Origin of the sequence: Serratia sp. C2(1) (genome assembly GCF_036352655.1) — a bacterium.
In the GTDB taxonomy this organism is placed as follows: Bacteria; Pseudomonadota; Gammaproteobacteria; order Enterobacterales; family Enterobacteriaceae; genus Serratia; species Serratia inhibens.
In genome coordinates, this window is sequence record NZ_JAZFBA010000002.1 from 71229 (window position 1) to 83812 (window position 12584).

Below are 12584 nucleotides of genomic sequence, written 5' to 3' on the forward strand. Positions count from 1 at the left end.
CTGGGCGCCTTAATGGCGCCCTTGTTTTATGCAGCGCTCAGTACGCGTGGGAACAGCAGGTTGTTCTCCAGGTTGATATGTTCCATCAGGTCGTCGATAAACTCGTCGATGCCGCCATACAGCGCCTGCCAGGTATTGCATGCCCCTTCCGGCGGCGTCATGTTATGGGTGAGGAATTTCACTACTTCCAGCTGTTCACCCGCTTCGTCATGCTCATGCTCCATCACCGAGATCGGTCCGGCGGCCTGGCGGCCCATACCTTGTTTGATCATTGGGAACAGGATCTGTTCTTCTTTCATCATATGGTTTTCCAAATCCAGCCGGATCAGGTTCAGCTGTTTAGCCAGGCCGCGCGCCAGCGAGAAAAAGGGGGAGGCGGCCGGGAGACGTCATTTCCCCCGGCCTGGCACTTATTTACTGCTCAAATCGATCCGATAAACCGCAAAACCAATGCTGTCCGTGCCTTCAGCCTTCATCGGGTACTGCGCATGCGTGTTGATAAACGCGGTGGCTTTCTCACTGGGTGAGGTTTCGAAGCGGATATCCAGCGGCTGTGTACTACTGAATGTCGCCAGGCGCCAGTTATTATCCACCTGCGGCCGTACCGCACCGTGTTTTTTAGTTTCGGCACCGATATACGCCGCCAGCACCGAACGGTTCTCGTCCGGCGACGCGAAGGCGATGTGTTTATCGCCGGTGCCGGCAAACTTGCCGCCGTAAGCGCGGTAGTTATTGGTGGCAACCAGGAAAGTGGCGTTCGGATCGATCGGCTTACCCTTGAACGTCAGCTGCTTGATGCGCTCCGCTTTGTCGTTGATCAACTGGCATTCGCCGTCGTAGCGCGCCGGCTGGCTGACGTCGATCTGATAATTCACGCCGTCAATGACATCGAAGTTATAGGTGCGGAAGCCATCCCAGTTAATCAGGCCTTGCGGCTTGCTGCTGGCGACGTCGATCTGATTGAACTGCCCGGCCGAACATTCCAGCCATTCCTTCACCTCTTTGCCACTGGCTTTCACCACCACCAGCGTATTGGGGTAGAGATAGAGATCGGAAGCGTTGCGGAAGGTCAGCTGGCCTTTTTCCACTTCAACGAAGCTGGCCGGGTCGTTTTTGCGCCCGCCGACCTTGAACGGCGCTGCGGCTGACAGCACCGGCAGATCCGCCAGATCCGGATCGCCTTGAATGTAGTGCTCAACATAGGCCTTCTGCGCATTGTTGACGATCTGCACCGTCGGATCGTCCTGCACCAGCGCCAGGTAGCTGTACATATTGTCGTCAGACTTGCCGACCGGCTGGCTGACGAAGTCACGCGTGCCTTTATGATCCTCTGCCAGCACCTTCACCAGCGCCGCGTCTTCCGTCGCCAGCGATTTCTTGTGCTCTTTGTCGTAGATCGGCCGTGCTTCCGCTTTGGCGGAGGCCACTTTCCAACTGCCGGAGTCGTTGCTCAACTGCAGGTCGACCACGCCGAGGTGATCGCCCCATTGGCCCGGCATGACCGCCGGTATGCCATTCAACAGGCCTTTTTCAATATCTGCGCCTTTGATGGCGGCGAAGTCCTTGCTCGGGAATACCGCATGAGCATGGCCGAACATGATGGCGTCAATGCCCGGCACCTGGCTGAGGTAGTACACCGAGTTCTCCGCCATGGCCTTATAAGGTTCGCTGGAGAGACCGGAGTGCGGGATTGCCACCACCAGGTCGGCGCCCTGTTTGCGCATTTCAGGTACGTAGCGTTTGGCGGTTTCGGTAATATCGTTAACCGTCACCTTGCCCTGCAGATTGGCTTTATCCCACACCAGAATTTGCGGGGGAACGAAGCCGATATAGCCGATGCGTAAAGTATGTTCCTTGCCGTCACGGTCTTTTACCGGTGTATCGACGATAATATAAGGCGTGAATAGCGGCTTTTGAGTTTTAGCGTCGATCACGTTGGCGTTGATATACGGGAATTTGGCGCCGGCAATGGCGTTTTTCAGGTAATCCAGGCCGTAATTGAATTCATGGTTGCCGATATTGCCGACCACGTAATTCAGCGTATTCATCGCTTTGTATACCGGGTGTACGTCGCCGGGCTTCAGCCCCTTGGCTGCCATGTAGTCGCCCAATGGGCTGCCCTGAATAATATCGCCGTTGTCCACCAGCACCGCATTGGTGGCCTGCTGGCGAGCCTGTTGGATCAGGCTTGCGGTACGCACCAGGCCGAATTTATCGGTCGGTTTATCCTTGTAGTAATCGAAGTCCATCATGTTGCTGTGCAGGTCGGTGGTTTCCAGTACGCGCAGATCGACCGTTGCCGCCTGCGTCGAGGCGCAAACCAGCATAGCGAGGGCGGACAACGTCAGCGGACGCTTCATCATTTTTGGCTTTCTCCATTCCATTTTTCGAGTTTTATCGCAGAGGGACATGTAATTAACATTGGTTGTCTCACCAAACTGTGAAGTGTGGCAGAAAATTGGCCGTGGTTACGCAGGAAATGTCACAGTTGTGACGGTAAAGACTTGAGTAAATACCGATGGTTAAACCGTTGTGATGGATATTCCATGCAAAAAAAACTAGGCTGCTAGCAATGAGGAAGGGGAAATGACCCACGGAACTGCATATCTGAGGTGAATGATGTTAGAGCAAATTTGCCAACTGTCCCGCGAAGCGGGGGCGGCAATCATGGCGGTATATGACGGTGAACAACCGCTTGATGTGGCGCAGAAAAAAGATGATTCACCGGTGACGGCGGCCGATCTGGCGGCGCATCATATTATCAAACGCGGGCTGGCGGCGTTAACGCCGGACGTGCCGCTGCTGTCGGAGGAAGATCCGCCAGCCTGGGAGGTACGTCAGAACTGGACGCGTTATTGGCTGGTCGATCCCTTGGATGGCACCAAGGAATTCCTCAATCGCAATGGCGAGTTTACGGTGAATATCGCGCTGATTGAAGACGGCCAGGCAGTGATGGGCGTGGTTTATGCCCCGGCGATCGACGTGTTGTATCTGGCCGAGCGCGGTAAAGCCTGGAAAGAAGAGAAGGGGCAGCGCCAGGCGATTGGCGTCAGCAATGCCCATCCGCCGCTGGTGGTGGTGAGCCGCTCCCACAGCGATGAAGAATTGAAGGATTACCTGAGCCAACTGGGCGAGCATCAGACTATTTCTGTCGGATCATCGCTGAAGTTCTGTCTGGTGGCGGAAGGTAAGGCGCAGCTCTATCCGCGTTTCGGGCCGACCAATATCTGGGACACCGCCGCCGGCCATGCCGTCGCGGTGGCTGCCGGGGCGCAGATCCACGATTGGCGGGGCCAGCCGTTGCTTTATACGCCGCGTGAATCCTTCCTCAACCCCGGCTTCCGGGTTTCGCTGTTCTGAATCAGTTCAGGAGCTGGTGCAGTTGGGTCATGACCTGCTGCACCTCTTCCGGCGTCAAAGCGCCATCTTTGGCGAATTGGATCTTGCCCTGTTTATCCAGCACCACAATGGCCGACCCTTTCGGCTGCAGATCCCAAGCTTTGCGAACGTTACCGTTGCTGTCGACGACAAATTGCGACCACGGAAACTCTTTCTTGCTGTCTTCAATGCTGTTGCGAACAAACATCGCGGTACCGAGCAGGGCATCGTCGGTATTTACGATTGTCGTCGTTTGGTAACGTTCGTGCGGTAGCTTAGCTTTTTTAATCGCTTCTATCAGTGGGCCGTTCATGTCCTTGGCGGAGCTGCGGCCGGCAATATGCTGGATCACTCGCACTTTCCCACTGAGCTGCGCGCTATTCCAGTTTTTATAGCTAAACTTATCATTAGCGTAATTTAACTCTCCTTTATCGCTGACGCCGACCGGCGCGACGCGCTGCTGGAGCTGGAAATTGTGTGCGGAGGCCAAAAGGGGAGCAAACAGCAGGGATACAATGAGCATGCTACTTTTTTTCATGCCTTCTCCTTGGAAGGGGACGGTGCCGACAGCACCCAACAGCCTAAAGCATAGGTGGTGATCGGAGGTCTGTCCTGTTAGCCGGATCGCAGTTTTTCCTTCTGAGTGCTAATACCTTTACTTTGAAGGGATATACTGAAAAAGTTATATATTATCATATACAATTCTGTCAAAAAGTGTAAATCCAGTGAAGATGACCAGGCAGAAGTGAACGATATGGTCTTTACTAGGTCTACTACATGGCAATCAAGTTGCGTTCTTACTTTAGAGGCTGCCACCTTGGCGGCTCGCTGAGCGCATGGACCAAACGGAGGAGAGCAAAAGAATGAGAATCTTCCAGCGTTATAACCCATTGAAAGTGGCGAAGTACGTAAAGACCCTGTTTCGTGGCCGGCTGTATATCAAAGATGTAGGCGCGTTCGAGTTCGACGAAGGGAAAATCCTGATACCGAAAATTCGTGACAGGCGCCACTTCAGTGTGATGTCAGAGGTGAACCGGCAGGTGTTGTTGCTGCAATCAGAGATGGGTTAATGCGCTATACCCGCCTTATTTCAAGCCGCAGCGCTGTTATCTGCAATTTGAAATTTACAGGGTAAATTTTGCGTACCTGCAAAAGCTCCAATAATCGCGGCCCCGATGGGGCCGCTGACGTTTTTGCCGGCAAGGGTCAGGCTGGGGAGTTGTCTCCCGGCGCTTTTGGCGGTACCGCCGCAGGTTTGTCGCTCAATCGGGTCACCAGCAACTGATCAATCTTGTAGCTGTCGATGTCCACGACTTCAAATTTATAGCCGGCGTACTTAACGAAGTCGGTGCGTTTCGGGATCTTGCGCAGCATGTACATCATAAAGCCGCCAATGGTTTCATAGTTACCCGCCTGCGGGAACTCATCAATATGCAGAACGCGCATTACGTCTTCGATCGGCGTGCCGCCCTCAATCAGCCATGAGCTTTCGTCACGCGCCACGATCTGCTCTTCCTGGCCCTGGCCCACCAGATCGCCCATCAGCGTGGTCATTACGTCATTCAGCGTAATGATGCCTACCACCAACGCATACTCATTAAGAATAACGGCAAAGTCCTCACCGGCGGTTTTAAAGCTTTCCAGCGCTTCGGACAACGTCAGGGTATCCGGTACGATCAGCGCCGCACGGATTTGTACGCCACTGCTCAACACCAGGCTCTGGTTGCCCAGCACGCGGTTCAGCAGGTCTTTGGAGTCGACGTAGCCGACCACCTGATCGATATTGCCGTCGCACACCAGGAACTTGGAGTGTGGGTGGGTCGACACCTTCTCGATGATACTTTCTTCGCTCTCGCGCAGATCGAAGTAAACCACGCTTTCACGCGAGGTCATCGAAGAGGGCACGGTGCGTGATTCCAGCTCGAACACGTTTTCGATCAGCTCATGTTCCTGTTTACGCAGCACGCCCGCCAGGGCGCCGGCTTCCACCACCGCATAAATGTCGTCGGAGGTGATGTCGTCTTTACGCACCATCGGCAGCTTGAACAGGCGGAAGATCAGGTTTGCCATGCCGTTGAAGAACCATACCAGCGGCCGGAACAGCATGATTGAGAAACGCATCGGGTTGATGATCCGGACGGCGAACGTCTCTGGTGCAATCATACCGATGCGCTTCGGGGTCAAATCCGCGAACAGAATAAACAGGCTGGTCACCAGCACGAACGAACAGATGAAGCTAACCTGCTCCGCCAGTTCGGGTGACAAAAAGCGGTCGAACAGCAGTTTGAAAGTAGGGGAAAAGGCTGCATCGCCAACGATACCGCCGAGAATGGCCACGGCGTTCAGGCCAATTTGCACTACGGTAAAATACAGGCCTGGCGTTTCCTGCAGTTTGAGCACTTTGGCGGCATTGACGTTACCTTCGTCAGCCATCATTTTCAGTTTAATCTTGCGTGATGCGGCCAGAGAAATTTCCGACAGTGAGAAAAACGCACTCACGGCGATCAGAAAAAGAATCAGTAAGATACTGTTTAACATAATCTATCCATACGTGCCGACGGGATGACGGCGCTCTTGAGGAAGGGTAGTACATTGTAAAAAAAGAATTGTCGGGGGTCGCATATCGCGCCCGCCAGAGCTTTATCAAAAAGCGGGGCCGCAAATGCGACCCCGCACAGTATAGCAGTAGCCCCACAGGGGCCGCCAGCGGTTAAAAAATAGTAGCTTAGCCCTGCGGCGGCAGACAAACGCCGATCCCGCCCAGCCCGCAATAGCCTTCAGGATTTTTATACAGATATTGCTGATGGTCGTCTTCGGCATAGTAGAACGGCAGTGCCGGCGTCACTTCGGTGGTGATGGCGCGTTTGTCACCGGCTTGATCCATCGCCTGTTGGAAACGTTGCCGGCTACTTTCGGCTTCGGTCTGCTGTTCCGGCGTCAGCGTGTAAATCGCCGAACGATACTGGGTGCCGACGTCACCGCCCTGACGCATGCCTTGCGCCGGATCGTGGTTTTCCCAGAACACCTGCAGCAGTTGCTTATAGCTGACGATTTTCGGGTCAAACACTACGCGCACCACTTCGGTGTGGCCGGTCTGGCCGCTGCATACTTCGCGGTAGGTCGGATTTGGCGTGTAGCCGCCGCTGTAGCCAGCGGCGGTGCTGTAGACGCCCGGTTGTTGCCAGAACAGGCGCTCAACACCCCAGAAACAGCCCATGGCGAAGATCGCTACCTCCATGCCGTCCGGGACGTGGGTCATCGAATGATCGGTGACCACATTGAGCGTCGCAACCGGCATCGGCGTCGTGCGGCCAGGCAGTGCGTTCGCCTTGTCGACGGTTTGGGTTTTATCAAAAAATGGCACCACGGTTGACTCCTGTTGTCACAGTAAGAATTGGCCCAAGACGCAGCGGTTCGGTTGTATCTAACCGAAACTTTGCCCACAATAAGCTGCATATTGAGATTAAGTGTCAGCTTAACGCAGTATTTTGAGCGCCAAAAGCGAAGAATGCGCCTGTTTACGGCGACAGTAAACGGTAACACGCGGCGTCTGGAATAACGCTGAAGAGGGCTGCCGTCCTGATAGCGCGGAGTCTGCCCTGGCACCAGAGAGCGATGTTATGACAGGAAAGTAAAATAAATTAAGGAGAACGCGTGCCACGATACCGTGCCCTGTGCTTTTTTTGTGCGCTGCTCGCGACGCCTGCGGCGTTTTCTGCGAATGTGCGGCTGCAGGTTGAAGGACTTAGCGGGGAACTTGAAAAAAATGTCCGTGTGCGGTTGTCTTCCATCACGCCGGAAGAAGTCGGCACCGATGGGCGGTTCCGCGCACGCGTGGATGAAGCCGTCCGTCAGGGGCTGCGCGCGCTGGGTTATTATCAACCCACCATCGATTTTACGCTGGATGACCGCCCGGGGCTGGCGCGTCCCGTGCTGCATGCCAAGGTGAATCCGGGCGAGCCGGTGCGCATTGCCGGTGCCGATATTCAACTGGAAGGTGGCGCGAAAACCGACGAAGACTATCTGGAACTGGTCAAAAAGGGCCGGCCGACGATAGGCGAGATCCTCAATCACGGCAAATACGACGACTTCAAAGGTTCGCTGACCGGCATGGCGCTGCGCAAAGGCTATTTCGATGCCGATATGACCAAGAGCCAACTGGGCGTGGCGGAGGAATTGCATAAGGCTTATTGGGACATCGACTTCAACAGCGGGCAGCGCTATCGCTTCGGCAAGGTGACGTTTGAAGGTTCGCAAATCCGTGAAGACTATCTGCAAAATCTGGTGCCCTTTCATCAGGGGGATTATTACAGTTCGGAAGAGTTGGCCGAACTGAACCGTCGTTTGTCCGCCACCAACTGGTTTAACTCGGTGGTGGTGTCCCCTGATTTCCAAGATGCCAAAGAGAACAAGATTTTGCCGTTAGATGCGCTGGTTACGCCGCGCACCCGCAATACCATCGAAACCGGGGTCGGTTATGCCACCGACGTCGGCCCCCGGGTAAAAGGCACCTGGAAAAAACCCTGGCTCAACGATCGCGGCCATAGCCTGGAAACCAGCGCCAGTATTTCCGCACCGGAACAGCAGCTTGATCTGACCTATAAAATCCCGCTGTTGAAGAACCCATTGGAGCAGTACTACCTGTTGCAGGGCGGCTTCAAGAACGTCGATCTCAACGACACCAAGTCCGTTACGTCAAAAGCGGTGGTTTCCCGCAATTGGGATCTCTCCAGCGGCTGGCAACGGGCCTTGAACCTGACCTGGCGTCTGGACCACTTTACCCAGGGTACGGTCACCGACACCACCATGCTGCTGTACCCCGGCGTCAGCGTTAACCGTACCCGCTCGCGCGGCGGTCTGATGCCGACCTGGGGCGACAGCCAGCGTTATTCTCTCGACGTTTCCGACACCACCTGGGGGTCCGGCGTCGACTTTGCGCTGATACAGGCGCAAAACGTCTGGATACGTACCCTGGCCGACAAACACCGCTTTGTTGCGCGCGGGCAGGTGGGCTGGATCGAAACCAATAACTTTGAAAAAGTGCCGCCGGATCTGCGTTTCTTCGCCGGTGGCGATCGCAGCATTCGCGGCTACAAATACAAAGGCATTTCACCCCGTGACGATGACGGCAAGCTGACCGGCGCCTCTAAAATGCTGACCGGCTCGCTGGAATACCAATACAACGTGACAGGCAAATGGTGGGGCGCGGTGTTTGTGGATTCCGGCGAAGCGGTGAACGATATCAAGCAAAGCAACGTTAAAACCGGCGCCGGCTTCGGCGTGCGCTGGCAGTCGCCGGTCGGTCCGGTGAAGCTGGATATCGCCGCTCCGGTTGGGGATAAAGAGACCCACGGGGTGCAGTTCTATATTGGTTTGGGGCCTGAATTATGAGCCTGATTAAAAAGATTTGTCTGGGATTCCTGATCGTCTTGTTGCTGCTGATTGGCGGGTTGGCTTATTTGCTCGGCACCACCAGCGGCCTGCATACGGTTATCAACGGCGCTGCGCGTTGGGTTCCGGGGCTGGATATTGCCGGCGTCAGCGGCGGTTGGCGCGATTTGACGCTAAAGGGCGTGAAATACCAGATGCCGGGCGTGACGGTGAATGCCGGGCAGTTCCACCTGTCGCTGGATTTGTCGTGCTTTAAACGCAGTTCGCTGTGCGTTAACGCCCTGACTGCGCAGGACGTGGACGTGGTGGTGAAAACCAAAGAAATGACGCCGTCGGCACCGGTGGAAGAGACCGGCGAGCCGACCACGAATCTGAGCACGCCGTACCCGATTACCTTGCGCATGCTGGCGCTGAACAACGTCAAGGTCAGCGTCGACGACACGGCGATTTCACTGGGCGAGTTCCGCACCGGTGCACAGTGGCAAGAGCGCGCGCTGACCCTGTTGCCGACTAAAATCAGCTCGCTGCTGATAGCCTTGCCGAAAACGCCGCAAAACCCATTGCCGGAAGCCGTGCAGCCGGTCGTTGAGGTGGCGAAAAAGGTCGGCGAAAAAGTCGAAGAGGCTGCCAAGCCTGCGCCCCAGCCGGAAGAGAAGCCACTGGGCGAAACCTTGAAAGAACTGTTCGCCAAACCGCTGCTGCCGGATCTGCCGGACATTCGCCTGCCGCTGGATATCACCGTCAAGGAAATCAGCGGTGAACAGCTGCGGCTGACGGGGGACACCGAGGTATTGATCACCAACCTGCTGCTGCAGGCCAGCACCAAGGACCAGCATATCCAGCTGGACAATTTTGATGTGAAATCGCCGCAGGGCACGCTGTCCGCCCAAGGGCAGGCGACGCTGACCGGCAACTGGCCGGTGGAGATGGTGGCGAACGGCACGCTGAATATTGAGCCGCTGAAGGGCGAGAAGGTCAAACTGAACGTCGGCGGCGGGTTGCGTGAAGAGTTGAAAGTGGCGCTCAATCTGTCCGGGCCGGTCGGCGCGCAGTTGGATATGCAAACTCAACTGGCCGAGGCCGGTTTGCCGTTGGCACTGACGCTGCAAAGCAAACAGCTGAAATGGCCGCTGAGCGGCGAGGCGCAATACCAAATCAACGATTTCCGCCTGCGCTTCAACGGCAAGGCGACCGACTATGCGCTGTCGACGCGCGCCAACATCAAAGGCCAGGATCTGCCGCCGGCGGTGCTGACGCTGGATGGCAAAGGCAACGTCGAACAGTTCAAACTGGATCGCCTGCGGCTGGCCGCCTTGCAGGGCAACGCCGATTTGACCGCGCTGGTGGACTGGAGCAAGGCCATCAGCTGGAATTCACAGCTGATGCTAAGCGGTATTAACACCGCCAAACAATGGCCGGAATGGCCGGCGAAGTTGGACGGCAAGATCACCACTCGCGGCAGCCTGCACGGTGGCAGCTGGCAATTGCAGGTGCCGGTGCTGCAGCTCGACGGCAACGTGAAGCAAAATAAAGTCACCGCGCGCGGCTCGCTCAGCGGCAACGCTGCCGGGCAGTGGAAAATTCCCGGCATCGATCTGACGCTGGGGCGTAACCAACTGAACGTCAAAGGCCAACTGGACGAGAAAAGTTGGAATCTGGATGCGAACATCGACGCGCCGCGCCTGGACGGCGCGCTGCCGGGGCTGGGGGGGACGGCGAAAGGTCTGCTTAAACTGCGCGGCAACCTGCAGGCGCCTCAGTTGCTGGCCGATTTGACCGCTTCCGGCCTGCAGTGGCAGGCGTTGCGCATTAATCGGGTTAAAATTGACGGTGACGTGCGTTCCAGCGATCAGATACAGGGCCAACTGGCGGTACGGGTTGAACAACTGAAGCAGGATGCTCTGGAGATCAACCTGCTGACGCTGGATGCCAAAGGCAGCGAAAAACAGCATCAGCTACAACTGAAAATCGACGGCAAGCCGGTATCCGGCCAACTGGCGCTGCAGGGCAGTTTCGATCGCCAGCAGCAGCGCTGGCGCGGCAACCTGAACAATACCCGTTTCGATACGCCAGTGGGCGAATGGCGGTTAACGCGAGCCATTGCGCTGGACTACCTGAATACCGCACAGAAAATCAGTATCGGGCCGCACTGCTGGCAGAACCCGAATGCCGAACTGTGCGTGCCGAAAACCATTGAGGCCGGCCAGAGCGGCCAGGCCAGCGTAGTGCTGAACCGCTTTGATCTGGCGATGGTGAAACCTTTCCTGGGGCCGGAAACGGCTCTGAGCGGCGTGTTCTCCGGCCGGGCTGATGTTAGCTGGAAACCGGGTGGCGCGTTGCCTGATGCGAAAGTCTCGCTGGTGGGCAACGGGGTGAAAGTGGTGCAGCAGGTGCAGGGCAATGCGCTGCCGATTGCCTTCGATACGCTGAATCTCAACGCTGGGCTGACCAACGGCCGCGCTCAGGCGGACTGGTTGATCAAGCTGAACAATAATGGCCAGTTTAACGGCAACATTCAGGTCACCGATCCGCAGGTGCGCCGCACTATCAGCGGTAATGTCAATATCACCAATATCTCGCTGGCGATGATTAACCCGGCGCTGATGCAGGGGGAAAAAGCGGCGGGCTTGTTGAACGCCAACCTGCGTCTGGGCGGCAGCGCGCAAAAACCGCTGGTTTATGGTCGGTTAGCGTTGGATAAAGTGGATATTGATGGTCACTGGATGCCGTTTGACATGACTGACGGCCGGTTGGTGGTTAACTTCGATGGCATGACCTCGACGCTGGAGGGGCTGATCGGCACGACCCGCGGGCAGTTGAACCTGTCCGGTGACGCCGACTGGCGCGATATTAACGCCTGGCGCGCCCGTATCGCCGCCAAGGGAGACAAGTTGCGGGTGACGGTGCCGCCGATGATCCGCATCGACGTTTCGCCCGATCTGGTCTTTGAAGCGACACCGCAGCTGTTCTCGCTCAACGGCTCAGTCAATATCCCCTGGGCGCGCATAACGGTGCAGGAACTGCCGGAAAGCGCAGTGGGCGTGTCTTCCGACGAAGTGATGCTGGATAATCAGCTGAAACCCATTCAGCCGAAAACCGCCGGGATCCCAATCAACAGTAATCTGATGATCCACGTCGGCAACGACGTACGTCTGGATGCCTTTGGCCTGAAGGCCAGGTTGAAGGGTGACTTGAAAGTGGTGCAGGACAAGAAAGGTCTGGGCCTGAACGGCCAGATTGACATCCCTTCCGGTCGCTTCCATGCTTATGGTCAGGATCTGATTGTCCGCAAGGGGCAACTGATGTTCTCGGGGCCACCGGATCAGCCGTTGCTTAACCTTGAGGCGATCCGTAATCCGGACTCGACCGAAGACGGCGTCACCGCCGGGGTTCGCGTCACCGGGCTGGCGGATGCGCCGAAGCTGGAAGTGTTCTCCGACCCGGCTAAATCGCAGCAGGAAGCCTTGTCTTACCTGCTGCGTGGGCAAGGGTTGAGCAGTTCCGGCGCCGACGGCAACGCAATGACCTCAATGTTAATTGGGATGGGGGTTGCACAAAGTGGTCAACTTGTGGGTAAAATCGGCGAGGCGTTTGGCGTAAGTAATTTGGCCCTGGACACTCAGGGGGTTGGCGACAGCTCCCAGGTTGTCGTGAGCGGCTATGTTCTCCCTGGCTTACAAGTAAAATATGGGGTGGGCATTTTCGACTCGCTGGCCACGCTGACGTTGCGTTACCGCCTGATGCCTAAGTTGTATCTTGAAGCGGTGTCTGGTATCGAACAGGCATTAGATTTGCTCTATCAGTTTGAGTTTTAG

The 12584-nt window shown here is 56.3% G+C and carries 8 protein-coding genes and 1 pseudogene; 4 read left to right on the forward strand and 5 right to left on the reverse strand.

Translation table 11 applies throughout. From position 1 onward, the window contains the following. Positions 1-26 precede the first annotated feature (26 nt). Both V2S86_RS15880 and V2S86_RS15885 read right to left on the reverse strand, forming a co-directional pair. A pseudogene (locus V2S86_RS15880) lies at positions 27-362 on the reverse strand (hemerythrin domain-containing protein); the annotation flags it as partial. Positions 363-410: 48 nt separating this feature from the next. After that, a complete protein-coding gene (locus V2S86_RS15885) occupies positions 411-2363 on the reverse strand; it encodes a bifunctional 2',3'-cyclic-nucleotide 2'-phosphodiesterase/3'-nucleotidase (RefSeq protein ID WP_330763260.1) in 1953 nt (650 codons plus the stop codon). 256 nt (positions 2364-2619) lie between these two features. Between V2S86_RS15885 and cysQ the strand changes: the two genes are divergently transcribed. Beyond that, positions 2620-3360: a 3'(2'),5'-bisphosphate nucleotidase CysQ gene (gene cysQ, locus V2S86_RS15890; protein WP_006317479.1), complete on the forward strand. Its 741-nt coding sequence runs from the start codon at positions 2620-2622 to the stop codon at positions 3358-3360. Between the two features lies 1 nt (position 3361). Here the strand turns inward: cysQ and V2S86_RS15895 are convergent, their stop codons facing one another. Next, entirely contained in the window at positions 3362-3916 is a 555-nt protein-coding gene (locus V2S86_RS15895) for a YtfJ family protein (protein ID WP_330763261.1), read from the reverse strand. 325 nt (positions 3917-4241) lie between these two features. Between V2S86_RS15895 and V2S86_RS15900 the strand changes: the two genes are divergently transcribed. Next, positions 4242-4448 (forward strand): DUF1107 domain-containing protein, encoded by a 207-nt coding sequence (locus tag V2S86_RS15900; RefSeq protein WP_004952776.1) that lies wholly within the window; start codon positions 4242-4244, stop codon positions 4446-4448. Positions 4449-4584: 136 nt separating this feature from the next. Here V2S86_RS15900 and V2S86_RS15905 read toward each other — a convergent pair whose 3' ends face one another. Next, the gene (locus V2S86_RS15905) at positions 4585-5916 is read right to left on the reverse strand and encodes a hemolysin family protein (protein ID WP_006317481.1); all 1332 of its coding nucleotides are present in this window, start codon (positions 5914-5916) and stop codon (positions 4585-4587) included. A 187-nt stretch (positions 5917-6103) separates the two neighbouring features. After that, positions 6104-6745 (reverse strand): peptide-methionine (S)-S-oxide reductase MsrA, encoded by a 642-nt coding sequence (gene msrA / locus V2S86_RS15910; RefSeq protein WP_442996144.1) that lies wholly within the window; start codon positions 6743-6745, stop codon positions 6104-6106. 287 nt (positions 6746-7032) lie between these two features. Between msrA and tamA the strand changes: the two genes are divergently transcribed. Both tamA and tamB read left to right on the forward strand, forming a co-directional pair. Further along, complete coding sequence (gene tamA, locus V2S86_RS15915; protein ID WP_330763262.1) at positions 7033-8769, forward strand: autotransporter assembly complex protein TamA; 1737 nt, start codon at positions 7033-7035, stop codon at positions 8767-8769. After that, the gene (gene tamB, locus V2S86_RS15920) at positions 8766-12584 is read left to right on the forward strand and encodes an autotransporter assembly complex protein TamB (RefSeq protein ID WP_330763263.1); all 3819 of its coding nucleotides are present in this window, start codon (positions 8766-8768) and stop codon (positions 12582-12584) included. Before tamA ends, tamB begins: the two co-directional genes overlap by 4 nt.

Coding starts and splice junctions, on each gene's coding strand:
- V2S86_RS15885 (WP_330763260.1), bottom strand. CDS start 2,363: ATGATGAAGCGTCCGCTGACGTTGTCCGCCCTCGCTATGCTGGTTTGC.
- cysQ (WP_006317479.1), top strand. CDS start 2,620: ATGTTAGAGCAAATTTGCCAACTGTCCCGCGAAGCGGGGGCGGCAATC.
- V2S86_RS15895 (WP_330763261.1), bottom strand. CDS start 3,916: ATGAAAAAAAGTAGCATGCTCATTGTATCCCTGCTGTTTGCTCCCCTT.
- V2S86_RS15900 (WP_004952776.1), top strand. CDS start 4,242: ATGAGAATCTTCCAGCGTTATAACCCATTGAAAGTGGCGAAGTACGTA.
- V2S86_RS15905 (WP_006317481.1), bottom strand. CDS start 5,916: ATGTTAAACAGTATCTTACTGATTCTTTTTCTGATCGCCGTGAGTGCG.
- tamB (WP_330763263.1), top strand. CDS start 8,766: ATGAGCCTGATTAAAAAGATTTGTCTGGGATTCCTGATCGTCTTGTTG.